The 17,144-nt window shown below is 61.2% G+C and carries 15 protein-coding genes; 4 read left to right on the forward strand and 11 right to left on the reverse strand.

Annotation, left to right across the window (positions count from 1 at the left end):
* The 11 genes from PQQ51_RS27620 to PQQ51_RS27670 all read right to left on the reverse strand — a co-directional run.
* Positions 1-1,071: ESPR-type extended signal peptide-containing protein (locus PQQ51_RS27620; RefSeq protein WP_408500281.1), on the reverse strand; the 1,071-nt coding region annotated here is incomplete at its 3' end.
* A gap of 330 nt (positions 1,072-1,401) precedes the next feature.
* Entirely contained in the window at positions 1,402-2,901 is a 1,500-nt protein-coding gene (locus PQQ51_RS27625; RefSeq protein WP_408500283.1) for an O-linked N-acetylglucosamine transferase family protein, read from the reverse strand.
* 507 nt (positions 2,902-3,408) lie between these two features.
* A complete protein-coding gene (locus PQQ51_RS27630; protein WP_408500285.1) occupies positions 3,409-4,488 on the reverse strand; it encodes an AI-2E family transporter in 1,080 nt (359 codons plus the stop codon).
* A 137-nt stretch (positions 4,489-4,625) separates the two neighbouring features.
* On the reverse strand, positions 4,626-4,868 hold the full coding sequence (locus PQQ51_RS27635; protein WP_408500287.1) for a CsbD family protein: 243 nt from the start codon (positions 4,866-4,868) through the stop codon (positions 4,626-4,628).
* A gap of 114 nt (positions 4,869-4,982) precedes the next feature.
* The gene (locus PQQ51_RS27640) at positions 4,983-5,270 is read right to left on the reverse strand and encodes a hypothetical protein (protein ID WP_408500289.1); all 288 of its coding nucleotides are present in this window, start codon (positions 5,268-5,270) and stop codon (positions 4,983-4,985) included.
* Between the two features lie 124 nt (positions 5,271-5,394).
* Positions 5,395-6,543, reverse strand: coding sequence for an enoyl-CoA hydratase/isomerase family protein (locus PQQ51_RS27645; protein ID WP_408500291.1), 1,149 nt, complete (start codon positions 6,541-6,543; stop codon positions 5,395-5,397).
* The gene (locus PQQ51_RS27650; RefSeq protein WP_408500293.1) at positions 6,540-7,358 is read right to left on the reverse strand and encodes an enoyl-CoA hydratase; all 819 of its coding nucleotides are present in this window, start codon (positions 7,356-7,358) and stop codon (positions 6,540-6,542) included. Before PQQ51_RS27650 ends, PQQ51_RS27645 begins: the two co-directional genes overlap by 4 nt.
* Entirely contained in the window at positions 7,358-8,278 is a 921-nt protein-coding gene (gene mmsB / locus PQQ51_RS27655) for a 3-hydroxyisobutyrate dehydrogenase (protein ID WP_408500294.1), read from the reverse strand. The genes PQQ51_RS27650 and mmsB overlap by 1 nt, the downstream gene beginning before the upstream one ends.
* Before the next feature lie 29 nt (positions 8,279-8,307).
* The gene (locus tag PQQ51_RS27660; protein ID WP_408500295.1) at positions 8,308-9,810 is read right to left on the reverse strand and encodes a CoA-acylating methylmalonate-semialdehyde dehydrogenase; all 1,503 of its coding nucleotides are present in this window, start codon (positions 9,808-9,810) and stop codon (positions 8,308-8,310) included.
* A gap of 70 nt (positions 9,811-9,880) precedes the next feature.
* Positions 9,881-11,572, reverse strand: coding sequence for an AMP-binding protein (locus PQQ51_RS27665; protein ID WP_408500296.1), 1,692 nt, complete (start codon positions 11,570-11,572; stop codon positions 9,881-9,883).
* Positions 11,573-11,698: 126 nt separating this feature from the next.
* Positions 11,699-12,832 (reverse strand): acyl-CoA dehydrogenase, encoded by a 1,134-nt coding sequence (locus PQQ51_RS27670; RefSeq protein ID WP_408500297.1) that lies wholly within the window; start codon positions 12,830-12,832, stop codon positions 11,699-11,701.
* 329 nt (positions 12,833-13,161) lie between these two features.
* On the opposite strand from PQQ51_RS27670, the gene PQQ51_RS27675 reads away from it, so the two are divergent.
* The 4 genes from PQQ51_RS27675 (at position 13,162) to PQQ51_RS27690 (ending at position 17,047) form a co-directional block, all read left to right on the forward strand.
* The gene (locus PQQ51_RS27675) at positions 13,162-14,199 is read left to right on the forward strand and encodes an AraC family transcriptional regulator (protein WP_408500298.1); all 1,038 of its coding nucleotides are present in this window, start codon (positions 13,162-13,164) and stop codon (positions 14,197-14,199) included.
* A 102-nt stretch (positions 14,200-14,301) separates the two neighbouring features.
* Entirely contained in the window at positions 14,302-15,888 is a 1,587-nt protein-coding gene (locus PQQ51_RS27680; RefSeq protein WP_408500299.1) for an NfeD family protein, read from the forward strand.
* The gene (locus tag PQQ51_RS27685; protein ID WP_408500300.1) at positions 15,885-16,658 is read left to right on the forward strand and encodes a slipin family protein; all 774 of its coding nucleotides are present in this window, start codon (positions 15,885-15,887) and stop codon (positions 16,656-16,658) included. The genes PQQ51_RS27680 and PQQ51_RS27685 overlap by 4 nt, the downstream gene beginning before the upstream one ends.
* A 119-nt stretch (positions 16,659-16,777) precedes the next feature.
* Entirely contained in the window at positions 16,778-17,047 is a 270-nt protein-coding gene (locus tag PQQ51_RS27690; protein WP_408500301.1) for a DUF4148 domain-containing protein, read from the forward strand.
* The last annotated feature ends 97 nt before the right edge of the window (positions 17,048-17,144 follow it).

A 17,144-nucleotide genomic window follows, 5' to 3' on the forward strand; every position in this document is an offset into this window, starting at 1 on the left:
ATCTATCGACTTCGCATTGGCACCCGTCGCACCACCGTTGTTCGTCTGCGCGTTATTACCTGATGCCCCGCCATCGACCGACTTTGCGTTACTGCCTGTCGCGCCACCGTTGTTCGTCTGTGCGTTATTGCCCGATGCCCCGCCGTCTATCGACTTCGCATTGCTACCCGTCGCGCCACCATTGTTCGTCTGGGCGTTGTTGCCCGATGCCCCGCCGTCTATCGAATGTGCTTCAGTGCCTCCAGCAAAGCCATTTTTCGTTGTCGAGCCAAGACCAGTTACACCTGATGGCCCCTGCGGCCCCGGTAGCCCCTGCGGCCCCGGTAGCCCCTGCGGCCCCGGTAGCCCTGGCGACCCCTGCGGCCCCGGTAGCCCCGGCGACCCCTGCGGCCCCGGTAGTCCCTGCGACCCCGGCAACCCCTGCGGCCCCGGTAGTCCCTGCGACCCCGGCGGCCCCGGCGGCCCCGGCGGCCCCTGCGGCCCCACTCCGCCTGTCGCCCCACTGTCCCTATCCGCTCCCGACCCACCATTAGTTGGCGCCGGAGCCGGGTTGGCAATGTCGTTGGTATCCCACCCATTCTGCACAACACAGGCACCGCCTGCCGGCAAGCCGAGCGCACTTTTACAGCGAAAACCACCACCTGGTATAGACTCGATCGCATTCCAATATTCGGCGCGAGCAATAGCACGATCACTTGGCACCACATAGATGGGGTTACCTTCGGGAACTCCCGAGACAGTTTTTCTATAAAAAAATGTCCCTGCATAAGGGCCGGTAGCCTGCAACCAAAGCACCGCCACATCTGCCCAAACCGGCGAAGCGAATCCCAATAAAACGAACGGAATTATCACCAAAGGTCGAACACCAATCTCTGCAATCGAATCCCATGTACTTAATATTCGTACTTGTTCGCTTGAATCTTTGTTAATCTCTGCAGAAGCAACAGACACAACGCGATTTTTTCGATTTTTTCTACCAGATTTTCCGGTTCCGCGCATCCTGCAATGCTCTCCCACCGCCACCCAACAGGCATGCACTTCACTCCAGATAAGACTGTATATCTTGTTCATTTCAAGCCACCAATAACCATTCCATATATAATAAAGATGAATAATTCGATGTGAAATCCTCCCACACAATTATTCATCCAAGAAAAATACATCGGCGAGCCAAAAATAATTTATAATAATCAATAAATCTCAAAAATCATCCGTATTATCACGTACTTCGAGCGAATTAAAATGCACTCATTCTTGGAAGACCCCAGCGTGATGCTAAGGATGCTGATGCTCCCTCGCTCACCGTTTGGTTTATTGCTGCCGACGTGACACCGCAAGATCGGCCTCACAGGAAAAATAAGTTTCTTACGACTGGTTAATGAAAAATTTCACAATAAAATTTCAGAAATACCTTTCATTCCCCAGCCCAACCCGTTCGCTCATAAAAGCTTCCAACCCGTCAACAGGCGACCGATCCAGGAGTCGCCTCAACCCTTCCTCAATAATCCCGTCGAACATCGCCTTATAAACCGGCGACCGCGCAAAGGAAACGCATTTTTCAACAAACTCCTCGCGGGTCTTAACCACAAAATCACCTAATCCAATCTGAGTCAAAATCGCCGCCCCATGATTTTTGCGCATAGCATTCCCCCGCAATGTTATTACAGGGGTTCGACTGTGCAGTGCATCCAGAACAGTGTTGTGTCCGGACCAGGATAGGTTATCGATAAACAAATCAGCCATGTTACAAGCCTGCATAAATCCGGCCTTTCCCTGACTCGGGATAAAAATAATATGCCGACCAAACTCCAATCCACGCCTTTCAAAAACCGTCGTTAACCGATCAACAAATTCTTTTCTCCCTTTCTGACCATCTTCTGAAATAAACACAAATTTCGCATTATTAACGCGAAGCGCGATTTCGGCATAGATATCGTCGTTTTCAGGAAGATATTTGAATAGCGATTGCGGAGACAATAAAACCACATCGCTTTCCGACAATCCAAATTGCGCCTTGGTAAGCTCAGCACTATAGCGCTGCATGATCTCCTTATCGTTCTTTCCATGATAAGCAAGGAGAAAAGGCGTTACCCAGCCATCTTCTTCGAAACTCTGTGCTGCATAACCGGGCATAGCCAAGGCCGTCGTCACCTCATCGTGAATGACATCAAGCTCCTTTACAACAGCCTCTCTCGATCTCAGCAAATGCTCGGTCGATTCATACGACACCGTCAGATGCAGTATCAGTTTGAAGAAAATTCCCGCTATGTTGGTTGGAGCGATGCGCACTGCCAATCTCATCTGTGCAATCGCCTTTTCAACAAACCCATATTTATAATAGGCCATCGCTAACCGCCGGATCGTCCCAACATCCTCCAGATTCAACGCTAATGCGGCGTTATAGCTACGTATTCCATCCTCGAAACAATTCAGCCGGTTGATACACAATTTACCCAGGTTTATGGCATGCAGTGCGTCCCCGGGGTTCAAGGTCATTGCCCGGGCATAAGCGGCCTTAGCGAATTCATATTGACCGAGCCTTTCGTAAAACACACCAGCGTTGTTGTGATACATCGCCACGCTGGAGTCCAGTTGAATTGCTTTCTCGATGCAATCAAGTCCATCCTGATTTCGCTCGCAGCGCTCAAAAGCGAGACCAAGTACAAATAAAAGCTCCGCGTCATCCGGTAAGCCGCATTTCAGAACATGCTCCGCCAATTGCTGCAACTCCGCCGTCATTGAACTTTCGAGGAGATCGCGCAACATCCAGACTAGCAGTTTGTTTCTGTCGGGCATATCCGCAACAAAGGTGCCCAACTCAAGCACGCGCTCTGGATCGACAGCATTTTTATTCCTACCTGAAAGGCGTACATCCAGGTAGCTCGATAATTCTGGAAACATAAATGGGCTTGGCTTTTATTTCAATCTTCGATTTTTTCGCGATGAGCAGAAAAATTCACGCAGATAGAAGTATGGTCACAAAATTTGACGAATATAAATTTTGCGATTCTTCTCGATCAAATCACCAGTTCGAAATCAATCGCAGACCGCACAATACTTTATAATAAATTTTAAAACCTATAAAAATTGATAAGAACCGCTCCATAACAACGGAGATAAATAGATCACACCGTCCCAACAGGCAGGACGATTGATACTTGATGGGAATATAAATGGAAAAATATACCGGGACTTTTTCGATAGCCGGAGCGTCAAGCGCTAATGCGTCCGTATATAAACGGCATCTTGCGAATTCTGGAGATCAGGGAAATATCGCATGTGCTCCATCGGACGGCGCAGTGCAGTGGAGAGCGACCGACTAGTTCATCTCGCGGACTCAGGCTGCTCAATAGAATAGCGGCGCATCGCTTGATAAAGCGGTGCGCCGCGCGACGACCTGTTTGACTCTTACTCCCCCGTCAACGCCCGCCGCGCCACCTCCCCCTCACTCCGCGACGAAGCATAAAAATCCCTGGCCCTCCCGATAACGATTTTCAGCATCGCAATCCCCGGCACCGCCAGAAAAATCCCCGCAACCCCACCAAGTTGATCGCCAGCCAGAAGCCCAACAATCACCAGAAACGGACTCACCTCCACCCCTTCGCTCATCAGATAAGGATTGAGCACGTAGTCCTGGAACAACCGGTAGCACGCGATAAAAATCACCAGCGCCAACAGATGCGAGTACCCACTGAAAATCGCCACCACGAGCGTAATCGCGACCGCGCCGAGCGGCCCGACGAACGGCACGAACTCCAGCAAGCCCGCAGTGACCGCCAGTAAAAATGCATACGGCACGCCGAGCAACGAAAACGCGACGCCATAACAGATCAAAGTAGCAAGCGACAGAAACAGCAACGCCCGCACGTACTTCGACAGCAGCACGTTCAGATCGGTGACGATCTGCGCCCACAACACGCGATGCCGGTTCGTCAGCAACGCGAGGAACGCGTCGCGCATCTGCGGCCCTTCGTTGATCAGCAGAAAGCTCAAAATCGGAATCAGCACGAGGTAGATCAGATTGCTGGCGGCGTGCACCACGCCGAGCCCGACACTGCGCGCCATCGGCACGGCTTTGTCGGAGCCGCTCTCGATCTGGCTGCGCACGAAATCGACGATCCGCTCGCGCAAGGGCTCGAGAAAATGCGGCAGCGGAAAACGGTTCGGCACGTCGGACTTCATCAACTCCGGCAATTGCTGGAACAGATGTGTCGCCTGATCCTGCAATTGCACACCGAACAGCGAGCCCACCACCGCGATCACTGCGACCACCACAATAAAGACCAGCGCAATCGACGCCACCTGCGGCACGCGACGCGGCCGCACGCGTTCGACCAGCTCGACCATCGGGTAAATCAGATAGCTGAAAAAGACCGCGAACACGACCACCAGCACAGTGGACGACGCGATGTAAATGACGAAGAACAGCAGCGCGATCAGAAACGCGGTCCAGACTTTCCTGGCGGTAGAAACATCGAATCCCAGCATGAACATTCCTCGAACAGACGATGAGATCCGGCGCATCGAACACGCCGGGAACTTCGGACAACTAAGGCGCCCGCCGGGCTAAAACGAACGCCGGAACGCGGCAGGCCGATACGCCCGCCGCCGGCGCATCCGCACATTTACAGCAGCTTGCCCAGCAGAAACCCGACGCCGACCGCGATCAGCAGCGCGCCGAGAGGATTGTTGCGCGCGGCCTCGGCGACGTGATCGACGCTGTCGCCGTAGGTCGCCTGCGCCTTGCCGGCCAGTTGGCGCGCCTTGCCTTCGGCCTGCAAGCCGGCGTCGCCGGTCAAGCCGCCCACCGCATCCTGCACCTTCCCTGCTGCATCCTTGACGGTACCTTCGAACTGGTTTGAGTTCATCGTGTTGTTCTCCTTGAGCAGCGTTGAGTGTCCAGCCGTAATTACACAAGCACCGGCCGCAGCCGGCGCCTTCCGTTTAAATCCCATTACTTCGCACACCAGAGCGTCGAGAGCCTATTGTAAAACAGCGGCGAATGCACCAGATCGTGCCAGTGCATTTTCCCGGACGGCCCCAAGCAGATTCGACCAGCACGATCCGTTCCCGACCTGCTGCACTGCATCGGAAAGAAGTCCACGAGACGGCTGCCGGCATCGGGCGCGTTCGCGCGGTGCACGTTGACGAGCATCGAACACGTCGAGTTCGTAGACCGCGCGAGCGATCACGTCCTCGCGCACGTAGCCGGTCATCTCCGGAAAACCCTGATTGAATGTGATGTAGCGTTGATCGCTGAGGCGGCACATCACTGCCGGTGCGGGATTCGCATTGAAGGTCTTCTCGAAGCGCTTCTCGGGGCTTCGTCAATCGCAGGCGTCGTGCGGGATCAGCGCGAAGCAGCGCTGTGACGTGATTTCTTCAACCGCCGACTCAGCCCTCTTCCGCGCCCAAACCCGCTAGCGGATGCGCCTCCCGCTTCCACGGCGAGGCCAGAAAATGCCTGACGCGTTCACTGCGCACTTCGGCCAGCGTCGCGGGCGCCCAGCGGGCTTTGCGGTCCTTGTCGATCAGATGGGCTCTTACGCCCTCGCAGAAATCGCCTTCCTCGATCACGCGCGTGACGATGCCGAGTTCCATCCGGAAGCACTCGGCGAGCGTCATTTGCCGGCCGCGCAACAGCGCTTCGCGCGTCACGTACAGCATGGTGGGCGAGTGCGTGAACAGCGCATCGTAGGAGGATTGCAGCCATTGCCTGATTTCGCGCGGCGGCTCGCGCTCGAGATCGTGCCGCAACGTCGCGACCGTTCGCTCGACGCTCGAACGCCGGTCGAAATGGCGCATGATCAGTTGCGTGAACGGCTGAAGCGCCGCATGCGGCACGATGTTGCATGGCGGCTCGAAGACGCCGCGCAACGCGGCCATCAGATCGCCGTCATGCGGCATGCGTTGCAGGCGCTCTTCGAACGTGGCGAGCCATTCAGCCGGCACGCACAGATCGGCGAGTTGCAAACGCAGAGCATCGGCACCCGACAAAGTCACGCCGGTCATCCCCACATACAACGCGAGTTCGGCAGGCATCACGTTCAGGAAACGCGTTGCGCCGACGTCCGGCAGGAAACCGATGCGCGTCTCCGGCATCGCGATCTTGCTGCGCTCGGTGACAATGCGCAACCGCGCCGCCTGGCCGAGGCCCATCCCGCCGCCCATCGCGATGCCGTCGAGCAACGCGATCACGGGCTTCGGAAACCGTTGCAGCGCAAAATCGAGCCGGTATTCGTCGACGAAGAATGCAAGCCAGCGGCTATCGCCGCGCTTCGCGAGCCGCTGCACTTCGCGCACGTCGCCGCCCGCGCAAAAGCCCTTGGTACCCGCGCCCTTCAGCACCAGCGCGACAATGCCGTCATCGGTGCGGCAATGTTCGACCAGCACGGTCAGCTCACGCACCATTGCGTGAGACAACGCGTTCAGCGCCGCGGGCCGGTTCAGCGTGATGATCGCGACACGATTGACGACGCGAAACAGGATCTCGCGCTCCGCTTCCTCGCTTGTGTCGAGCGCCGCGCTCTGCAACGCGCTCATCGTTCGGACTCCTGCGCCGATTGCACCGATTGCACCGATTGCGCCGACTGCCAGCGCGGCGTGCGCTTTTCGAGGAACGCATTCACACCTTCGCGCTGATCCGCGCCGTCGAACAGATCGACGAAGCGCTCGCGCTCCACCGCCAACGCCGCAGCGCGCGGCACGCCATTGCGGCCCTGATGGATCAGCGCCTTGCTGAAGCCGACCGCCTGCGGACTCAGGTTCGCAACGCGCGCGGCCATCGTCAGCGCGGCCTCGCGCGCGGCGCCCTTGTCCACCACTTCCTCGACCAGACCGATCCGCAACGCGGTAGCCGCGTCCACCCGTTCGCCGGTCAGGATCATCCGCTTCGCCCAGCCTTCGCCGACGAGCCAAGGCAGCGTCTGCGTGCCGCATCCACATGGCAGCAGACCGACCGCCGTTTCGGGCAACGCCATCTGCGCATGCTGTTCGGCGATGCGGATGTCGCACGCCAGCGCGCATTCCAGGCCGCCGCCCATCGCATAACCGTTGATCGCGGCGATCACCACAGGTCGGGCGTTCTGCAACGTTTCAAAGGCCGCGCCGAAGCGCGTCGCCGCAGTGCGGGCAACTTCGCGATTGCCGTCGGCGAAGGTGTTCAGGTCGGCGCCCGCGCTGAAAAACTTCGGGCCGTCGCCGGTCACGACGATCGCGCGCACGCGGGCTTCACCGTTCAGCCGCTCGACGGTCTGCTGCAATTGCAGCAAGCCCTCGGGCGTAAAAGCGTTCGCGGGCGGCCGCTTGAGCGTCAGTAGCGCAACGGCGCCGTCATGCTGATAGTCGAGTTCGATCATCACGCGGCTCCGTTTTTCGCGTCTTTCGGGTCGTCCGGATTCTGGCGATACAGTTTGATTACCGCTGAAAAGTCCAGCCGTCCCGCGCCTTTCGTGCTCATCGTTTGATAAAGCTGTTGCGCCAATGCGCCGAGATAGACCGGTTGACGCGCGAATTTCGCGGCGTCGGTGGCAAGGCCCAGGTCCTTGAGCATCAGATCGGTGCCGAAGCCGCCCGTATAAGCACGCGACGACGGCGCGGTCTCGATCACGCCGGGCATCGGGTTATACGTATCGGAACTCCAGCAACGGCCCGTCGACGTATTGATGATGCCGCCGAGCACCTTCGTATCGATGCCGAGCGCTTCGCCGAGCGACATCGCTTCGGCAACGCCCGCCATCGTGATGCCGAGCACGAGGTTGTTGCAGATTTTCGCGACCTGGCCCGTGCCGGTATCGCCGCAATGCACGATGTTCTTGCCCATCGCCGACAGCACCGGTTTCACCTGCTCGTAAGCCGCCGCGCTGCCGCCGACCATGAAGGTCAGCGTGCCCGCCGCCGCGCCGCCGGTGCCCCCGGAAACCGGCGCATCGACAAAAGTGTTGCCGTGTTGCCCGGCGAGTTCGGCGAAGGCCTTCACGCTCGCCGGGTCGATCGTGCTCGAATCGATGATCGCGACGCCTTTGGCAATGCCGGCCAGCACGCCGTCGTCGGCAGTGAGCACGCTGCGCACGTGCGCCGCGGCCGGCAACATCGTGATCACGCATTGCACGCCGGTCACCGCCGCTTTCGGCGAGCCGGCCGCCTTCGCGCCGGCCTCCACCAGCGCTTGCACGGCTTGCTGGTTGAGGTCGAATACGTTGACCTCGTGGCCTGCCTTGAGCAGGTTGTGCGCCATCGGCGCGCCCATGTTGCCGAGTCCGATAAAGCCAATTTTCATGATGTCTCCCATGCAAGCCCGTGAAACACTCAGCGCAGGCTGATCGTCGTATTCACACCGTCGTTGACCGTGTCGTCGTCGAACCAGCGTGCGGTAACGGTCTTCGTCTGCGTATAGAACTGCACGACCTGCTTACCGTACGGACCGAGGTCGCCGAGCTTCGAGCCGCGCGAGCCGGTGAAGCTGAAGAACGGCACCGGCACCGGAATCGGAATATTGATGCCCACCTGGCCGACGTCGATTTCGCTCTGGAATTTGCGCGCCGCCGCGCCGCTCTGCGTGAACAGACCTACGCCGTTGCCGAACGGATTGGCATTGACGAGCGCGATCGCGTCGTCGAGCGTGGCCGCGTTCAGCACGACGAGCACCGGGCCGAAAATCTCCTGACGGTAGATATCCATTTCCGTGGTCACATCGGCGAACACCGTCGGGCCGATGAAATTGCCTTGCTCGTAGCCCGGCACCTTCACGCCGCGGCCGTCGAGCGCAAGCGTCGCGCCCTGCTTCACGCCGGATTCGATCAGCCCGAGAATGCGTTGCTGCGCCGCGCGCGACACCACCGGTCCGATGTCGGTATTCGGTTCACTGCCCGCGTTCACCTTCAGCGTCTTCGCCTTCGCGACCAGGTCGGGCAGCCACTGCTGCGCCGCGCCCACCAGCACCACCACCGAAGTCGCCATGCAGCGCTGCCCCGCAGCGCCAAACCCGGCGCCCGCCAGCGCGTTCAACGTCTGTTCGCGATTCGCATCGGGCAATACCACCGCGTGATTTTTCGCGCCCATCATCGATTGCACACGCTTGCCGTGTTCGCTGCCGAGCCGATACACATGCGTGCCGACCGCCGTCGATCCGACGAACGAAATCGCCCTCACCAGTTCATGCGTACACAGCGCGTCGACCACCTCCTTGCCGCCGTGCACGACGTTCAGCACGCCCTTCGGCACGCCCGCTTCGAGCGCGAGTTCGACGAGTTGCATCGTCGACATCGGGTCCTGCTCCGAAGGCTTCAGCACGAACGTATTGCCGCAGACGAGCGCCATCGGGAACATCCACAGCGGAATCATCGCGGGGAAGTTGAACGGCGTGATGCCCGCGCAAACGCCGATCGGCTGACGCAGCGTGTAAGTGTCCACGCCGCCCGCCACGTTTTCCGCGAATTCGCCTTGCTGCAAGGTGCCGATCGAACACGCATGCTCGACCACTTCGAGGCCGCGGAAAATATCGCCTTCGGCATCGGGAATCGTCTTGCCCTGCTCGGCGCTCAGGGTCTTCGCGATACGCGGCGAGTGCTCGCGAATCAGCGCCTGGTACTTCAACATGATCCGCATGCGCGCGCCGATCGGCGTGTCCTTCCACGTTTTGAAGGCCGCGTGCGCGCTGCGAATGGCCTCATTGACTTCGGCGACGGTGGCAAACGGCACGCGCGCCAACACTTCCTGCGTAGCCGGATTGACGATATCGCGCCATTCAGTGGTTTTCGATTCGACGAACTCGCCGTTGATCAACAGCTTCACGTTAGCGATCTGGCTCATGCTGGAACTCCTGTGCAGTGGCCGCGCGGCGGCCGCGCAGTAATGGGGAAACGACGGACAATGAAAAGCATCAACGCAGGTCCGGGAAGTCTTCTTCCCAGTACTCGTCGGGCAGGCGTGCGGGCTCGGCCGCGCGCTCCATTTCGCGACGCCGCAATTCGACGCGGCGAATCTTTCCGGAGATGGTTTTCGGCAGTTCGCTGAATTGCAAACGGCGAATCCGCTTGTACGGTGCGAGCTTTTCGCGCGAGAACGCGAACACCGCGCGCGCGAGTTCGGGGCCCGCTTCGTAACCTTGCCGCACGGTGACGAACGCCTTGGGCACGGACAAACGCAACGCGTCCGCACTCGGCACCACCGCTGCCTCGCCGATCGCCTCGTGCTCGATCAGCACGCTTTCGAGTTCGAACGGACTGAGCCGGTAGTCGGACGATTTGAACACGTCGTCCGCGCGGCCGACGTAGACGTAATAGCCGTCGTCACGTCGCAGCGCGACATCGGATGTCCGGTAGAAGCCGTTGCGCATCGCCTGCGCGGTAGCGTTGGCATTGTTCGCGTAGCCGGTCATCAAACCGAGCGGGCGCTCGTCCAGAGGCAGCGAGATTTCACCTTCGGCGACGGGCTGATCGTCGGCGTCGAGCAGTTCGATCCGGTAGCCCGGCAGCGGCCGGCCCATCGACCCCGCGACCACCGCTTGTCCCGGCGAATTGCCGATCTGGCAGGTGGTTTCGGTCTGGCCGAAGCCGTCGCGGATCGTGATGCCCCACGCGTGCTTTACGCGTTCGATGATCTCCGGATTGAGCGGCTCGCCCGCGCCGACGATCTCGCGCAGCTTCACTGGATAATCCGTCAAATGCTCCTGCACGAGCATGCGCCAGACGGTAGGCGGCGCACACAGCGTGGTCACGTTGAAACGCACCAGCACGTCGAGCGTGTCCTTCGGCACGAAGCGCGGAAAGTTGAACACGAACACGCAGGCCTCGGCATTCCACGGCGCGAAGAAGCAGCTCCATGCGTGCTTCGCCCAGCCCGGCGAGCTGATGTTCCAGTGAATGTCGTTGGGTTGCAGGCCGATCCAGTACATCGTCGACAAATGGCCGACCGGATAGCTTTGATGCGTATGTTCGACCAGCTTCGGCTTCGAGGTCGTGCCCGACGTGAAGTACAACAGCATCGGATCGGACGCTTGCGTCACGCCATCGGGCGTGAATTGCGGCGATGCTGCGTAGGCGGCTGCGAGATCGAGCCAGCCATCGCGCGGCGCGCCGGCCGACAATTTCGTGAGCGGCACGTCGAGCGTGTCGAACTTGGCGGTCTCCGCGCTATCCACTACGACGAACTTCGCGCCGCCGATCTGCACGCGATCGCGCACGTCGTCGGCGGAAAGCTGGGTGGTGGCGGGGAGCACGATTGCACCGAGCTTCATCGCGGCGAGCATCACGTCCCACAGTTCGACGCGATTCGGCAGCATCAACAACAGACGGTCGCCGCGGCCCACCCCTTGCGCACGCAGGAAGTTCGCGACGCGCGACGAGCGCTCGGACATTTGCGCATAGGACAAACGCAGGCCGTCGCTTGCCGGGTCGTCGACGATCCACAGCGCCGGGTTGGGGTTGTCGCGCGCGATCACGTCGAAGTAATCGAGCGCCCAGTTGAACTGGCCGAGCGTCGGCCATTTGAATTCGCTGTATGCACGCTCGTAGTCCGTGCGATGGCGGAACAACAGTTCACGCGCGTCCAGAAAGCCCTTCGCTGCAGTCATCGTCGTCTCCTTGTGGCACGTCGATCGGCGTGGGTGCAAAGCACTGATTCCAATCCCGTGCCGTGGCGGCTCTGTTTTTTGCGTTACCAGCGGGACATCTTGCGCCCGAATCGCCGGTGTATTCCCTCAGATATTGCGCGCGATCACCATCCTTTGCACTTCGCTCGTGCCTTCGTAAATCTGCGTGATACGGGCGTCGCGATAATGGCGTTCGACCGCATAGTCCTCGAGATAGCCGTAGCCACCGTGGATCTGGATCGCGTTCGAGCAGATCTCCTCGGCCAGTTCCGACGCGAACAGTTTGGCTTGCGATGCTTCCGACAGACACGGCAAGCCTTCCGAGCGCAGCCGCGCCGCGTGATGAACGAGCAGACGCGCGGCATTGAGCCGGGTGGTCATATCGGCGAGCATGTTCGCGATGCTCTGATGGTCCTTCAGCGCCTTGCCGAACTGCACGCGTTCGTTGGCATAGAGACGCGCGGCGTCGAACGCTGCCCGCGCAATGCCGAGCGCCTGCGCGGCAATTCCGATACGCCCGCCCTCGAGATTCGACAACGCGATGCGCAAGCCTTCGCCGGGTTCGCCGAGCAGATTGTCTTGCGGCACCGCGCAGTCTTCGAGCGAAATCGGACAGGTGTCCGACGCGCGAATGCCGAGCTTGTGTTCCGGCTTGCCCACATTGAAGCCCGGCGTATCGGTCGGCACGATGAACGCCGAGATGCCGCGTTTGCCGAGCGCCGGATCGGTGACGGCGAACACGATCGCGAGGTCCGCGCGCGAACCGTTGGTCACGAACTGCTTGCTGCCGTTGAGAATCCACTGGCCGTCGCGCAGCACCGCCCGCGTGCGCAGATTGTTCGCCTCGGAGCCGGCCTGCGGCTCAGTCAGACAAAATGCGCCGATACGCTTGCCAGCGGCGAGATCGCGCAGATAGCGGTCTTTCTGCGCGTCGGTGCCGAACTTGAGGATCGGACCGCAGCCCACCGAGTTGTGCACGCTCATCAACGTCGCGCACGACGCGCAACCAGCGGCGATTTCTTCGATCGCAAGCGCATAAGCCACGTAGTCGGTATATGAGCCGCCCAATTCGGCCGGCACGATCATGCCGAGAAAACCGAGCTCGCCCATCTGTGTGACGACTTCGTCGGGGAGTCTGGCGTCGCGGTCCCATTGGCCCGCGTGGGGCGCGAGGCGCTCGAGCGCGAAATCGCGGGCGGCATCGCGGATCATCCGCTGTTCTTCAGTGTAGAAACTGTCCATGAGCTGGGTCCTGTCAAATGCGTGTACCGGCGGCGGGCGTTGGCTTTCCTGAACGCCGATGAACGCGCGCCGCGCGCGATCCGTGTATTCCAGTGTAGGCAAGCCGCCGGAAAGCTTCGATGCTCAGCCCGATCATTCTGGTTGAGCGCATTTGCCATACTGGTACGATGCGAGGGCAGCCGGGGCCGCGTTTCCAGCGGCATTGCGCCGCATATCAAGCAAAATGTTGAGCGCCTTTACCAGCATTGCTGCTTCGGACAAGCCGGCGCATGTGCGTCGACACGCAGCAAAGTCAGGGTAAACAGAGCAACGCAGAGCATCACTCACTCATGAGAAACGATAAAGGCACGGTCTCCGTCAGTCTGGTCGAGGAAACCCTGGCGCTGGCCCGGGCAAGCGGCTTCGATGCGCGACCGCTCGCCGAAGCTGCGGGCATCGCCGCGCCGCTGCTGGCGTCGCCGAAAAGCCGCGTGTCGTCCGCGCAATACGGCGCGCTGTGGGCCGGCATCGCCCGCGCGCTCGACGACGAATTCTTCGGCCAGGACTCGCATCGCATGAAAAGCGGCAGCTTCATTGCGATGACGCAAACGGCGCTGACCGCCCGCAACGGCGGCCAGGCGCTCGTCCGCGCGGTGCGTTTCATGCGGCTCGTGCTGGACGATCTCAGCGTGCGCATCGAAACGGACCCGCAGCGCGTACGGCTTCGGTTCGTCGAGCGAGAAGGCACGCGGGCGCCGGCGATGTTCGCGTACGCCACGTGGTTCATCCTCGTCTACGGGCTGTTGTGCTGGCTGGTCGGGCGGCGCATTCCGCTCTTCGAAGCACGCTTTCGCTGCGCCGAGCCGCCCGCCGCGCACGAATACCGGCTGATGTTCTGCGACCACATGACATTCGATCAGCCCGACTCCTACGTCGATCTGTCGCCGGATTTTCTCGAACTGCCGGTGATCCAGACGACCAAGTCGGTCAAGCCGTTCCTGCGCGACGCGCCGGGCAGCTTCATCGTCAAATACCGCAATCCCGGCTCGCTGGCCGCACGGGTGCGCAAAGCGCTGCGCACGCTGCCGATGGCCGCATGGCCCGGCGCCGACCAGATGGCCGCGCGTTTGAACGTCGCCGAGGCGACCATGCGACGGCGGCTGAAGCAGGAAGGCTATACGTATCAATCGATCAAGGACGATCTGCGGCGCGATATCGCGATCGGCGAGTTGCAGGACACCGATCGGACGATCGCCGACATCGCGAGCGCCGTCGGCTTCGCCGAACCGAGCGCGTTTCACCGCGCGTTTCGCAAATGGACCGGCATGCGGCCGACCGATTACCGGCAGGCGCGCGCCGGTCTCACGCGCCGCGTGGAATCGGACTAAGCTGTAAGGATCAGGCCAGCCTTTTTGAGGTTGCGGCCCGCGCGAGTCGAGCGTTGTCGATTACCGTCGATACCGTTCGAAATGGCGCGGCAGCCGTCAGCGATGAGCACGTATCCACGTCTCCCGTTCCGGCAGTCTGGTCCACGTGCTTCGCGTATCCGCAGAGCAGTCTTGGGCCGGTTGATGCGCGGCATCGCCGCGCTCGGGATGCTGTTGGCCTGCGGCTTCGCATTGTGCGAAAGTGCGTCGCCGTTGCGGGCCGCTTCAGCCGCGGCGCCCGGTAGTGTCGTGGTGATTCCGGTGAACGGTGCGATCGGACCCGCCAGCGCCGACTTTATCGTGCGCAGCCTGCAACGCGCAGCCGACGACCACGCGCAACTCGCGGTATTACAGCTCGATACGCCGGGCGGCCTCGATACGTCGATGCGGCAGATCATCAAAGCGATTCTCGCGTCGCCCGCGCCGGTCGCGACGTTTATCGCGCCGAGCGGCGCTCGGGCCGCGAGCGCCGGCACCTATATCGTCTACGCGAGCCATATCGCCGCGATGGCCCCGGGCACCAATCTCGGCGCCGCGACGCCGATCCAGATGGGTATGGGCGGCGCCGAACCGCCGGCCGACGGAGGCACCCCCGGTCTGCCGGGGCTCGGTGGCGGCGGCAGTGGCGCCGGCAAGCAACCGAACTCGCCTGCCGCCACAGGCTCCGCACTTCCGCTCGATACTCAGTCCACCGAACTACGCAAGCAGGTTCACGACGCCGCCGCCTACATCCGCGGCCTCGCGCAAATGCGCGGGCGCAACGCCGACTGGGCCGAGCGCGCGGTACGCGAAGCGGTCAGCCTGTCGGCCGCCGACGCGCTCGCGCAACACGTGGTCGATCTGAACGCGCGCGACGTTCCCGACCTGCTGCGCCAGCTCGACGGCCGCACGTTCGTCACCAGCCGGGGCAACGTCACGCTGAACACGTCCGGCGCTGCGCTCGTCACGCTCGAGCCCGACTGGCGCAGCCAGTTTCTTGCCGTCATCACCGATCCGAACGTGGCGCTCATCCTGCTGATGATCGGCATGTACGGGCTGTTCTTCGAATTCGCTAATCCGGGCTTCGTGCTGCCGGGCGTGGTCGGCGCAATCAGTCTGCTGGTCGGGCTCTTTGCAATGCAGATGCTGCCGGTCAATTACGTCGGCCTCGGCCTGATCTTTCTCGGCATCGCGTTCCTGATCGGCGAGGCGTTTCTGCCGACCTTCGGTTCGCTCGGTTTCGGCGGCGTGGTCGCGTTCGTGATCGGCGCGCTGATGTTGATCGATACCGACGTGCCCGGCTACGGCATTCCGCTACCGCTGATCGCGGCAGTCGTCGTGTTCAGTGTGGTGTTCGTGCTGGGCGTGTCGCGACTCGCATTGCGCGCGGGCCGTCGACCGGTGGTGAGCGGCGCGGAAGCGCTGATCGGCAGCATCGGCGTGGTGCTCGACGGCGGCCTGCTGCCGGACAACGACGCAACGACTGCGGGCACGGCCGGCGCAACGGCATCCGCCGCGCCGGCCGGCTGGGCCCAGGTGCATGGCGAACGCTGGCGGGTGTCCAGCACGGCCCCGGTCGCGGCCGGTCACGCGGTGCGCGTCACCGCGCGGCGCGGACTGACGCTGAGCGTGGTGCCCATCGAAGGACTACAACAAGGAGAACGCTCATGATCGGTTTCACATTCGGCTTCAGCAGCATTCTGATTCTGCTGGTGGCCGCGCTGATTGCTTCATCGATACGGATTTTTCGCGAGTACGAACGCGGCGTGGTGTTCATGCTCGGGCGCTTCTGGAAGGTCAAAGGGCCGGGGCTCGTGCTGATCATCCCGGTCGTGCAGCAGGCCGTGCGGATAGACTTGCGCACCGTCGTATTCGACGTGCCGCCGCAAGACGTGATCACACGCGACAACGTGTCGGTGAAGGTCAACGCGGTGGTGTATTTCCGCGTCGTCGATCCGGAGAAGGCGGTGATTCAGGTGGCGCGCTATTTCGAAGCGACCAGCCAGTTGTCGCAAACCACGCTGCGCGCGGTGCTCGGCAAACACGATCTCGACGACCTGCTGGCCGCGCGCGAGCAACTGAACGCGGACATCCAGCGCGTGCTCGATGCGCAAACCGACGCATGGGGCATCAAGGTGTCGATCGTGGAAATCAAGCATGTGGACATCAACGAAACGATGATCCGCGCGATTGCACGCCAGGCGGAAGCCGAACGCGAACGGCGCGCGAAGGTGATTCACGCGGAAGGCGAATTGCAGGCGTCGCAGCATCTGCTGGAGGCTGCACAAACGCTGTCGAAGCAGCCGCAGGCGATGCAGTTGCGCTATCTGCAAACCCTCACGACGATCGCCGCCGACAAGAACTCGACGATCGTGTTCCCGTTGCCGATCGATCTGCTGAGCGCCGTGCTCGAGCGCTTCAGCAAGCCGTCGCATCCATAACCGCAAGACACCCCCGGCTCATTCAACGCAACGATGAATTGCCTTTAATCGCTTTACCGACAAACCGTGCTGAAACTAGAATCCGCGGGTCGCGTTTACCCGCACTACAGGAGCCTGCCATGAAATGCGTTTCTCAAGCCGGATTGGGCGCGCTGCTCGCCGCCGTTTGCATGAGCACCGCCTTCGCGCAAAGCGCCGCGCGGCCGTACAACGCGGCGGATGCTTCAGCGCCGAAAACGCGTGCCGAAGTGAAAGCCGATCTCGTCGCATGGCGCGCAGCCGGCTACGATCCGCTCGACTGGGTCGACTATCCGGGCAACGCGCAACGCGCCGGCCGCATTGTCGCTGCACGCCGCGCGCAGGAATCGGGCGCAACCGTCACGCAATAAGCGCCGCTGGTCCCACGGTATGGAAGGCCGCCCGCGCCCGCGACCGCCACGGTCGTGGGCCACGTCGGCCCTGCTTGCCGGCGTACCGCCAAGTCCA

It is taken from the genome of Paraburkholderia xenovorans (genome assembly GCF_046030735.1).
GTDB lineage: Bacteria > Pseudomonadota > Gammaproteobacteria > Burkholderiales > Burkholderiaceae > Paraburkholderia > Paraburkholderia xenovorans_A.

Coding starts and splice junctions, on each gene's coding strand:
- mmsB (WP_408500294.1), bottom strand. CDS start 8,278: ATGAAAATTGGCTTTATCGGACTCGGCAACATGGGCGCGCCGATGGCG.
- PQQ51_RS27660 (WP_408500295.1), bottom strand. CDS start 9,810: ATGAGCCAGATCGCTAACGTGAAGCTGTTGATCAACGGCGAGTTCGTC.
- PQQ51_RS27635 (WP_408500287.1), bottom strand. CDS start 4,868: ATGAACTCAAACCAGTTCGAAGGTACCGTCAAGGATGCAGCAGGGAAG.
- PQQ51_RS27680 (WP_408500299.1), top strand. CDS start 14,302: ATGAGCACGTATCCACGTCTCCCGTTCCGGCAGTCTGGTCCACGTGCT.
- PQQ51_RS27665 (WP_408500296.1), bottom strand. CDS start 11,572: ATGACTGCAGCGAAGGGCTTTCTGGACGCGCGTGAACTGTTGTTCCGC.
- PQQ51_RS27625 (WP_408500283.1), bottom strand. CDS start 2,901: ATGTTTCCAGAATTATCGAGCTACCTGGATGTACGCCTTTCAGGTAGG.
- PQQ51_RS27670 (WP_408500297.1), bottom strand. CDS start 12,832: ATGGACAGTTTCTACACTGAAGAACAGCGGATGATCCGCGATGCCGCC.
- PQQ51_RS27685 (WP_408500300.1), top strand. CDS start 15,885: ATGATCGGTTTCACATTCGGCTTCAGCAGCATTCTGATTCTGCTGGTG.
- PQQ51_RS27675 (WP_408500298.1), top strand. CDS start 13,162: ATGAGAAACGATAAAGGCACGGTCTCCGTCAGTCTGGTCGAGGAAACC.
- PQQ51_RS27645 (WP_408500291.1), bottom strand. CDS start 6,543: ATGAGCGCGTTGCAGAGCGCGGCGCTCGACACAAGCGAGGAAGCGGAG.
- PQQ51_RS27630 (WP_408500285.1), bottom strand. CDS start 4,488: ATGCTGGGATTCGATGTTTCTACCGCCAGGAAAGTCTGGACCGCGTTT.
- PQQ51_RS27690 (WP_408500301.1), top strand. CDS start 16,778: ATGAAATGCGTTTCTCAAGCCGGATTGGGCGCGCTGCTCGCCGCCGTT.
- PQQ51_RS27650 (WP_408500293.1), bottom strand. CDS start 7,358: ATGATCGAACTCGACTATCAGCATGACGGCGCCGTTGCGCTACTGACG.
- PQQ51_RS27640 (WP_408500289.1), bottom strand. CDS start 5,270: ATGTGCCGCCTCAGCGATCAACGCTACATCACATTCAATCAGGGTTTT.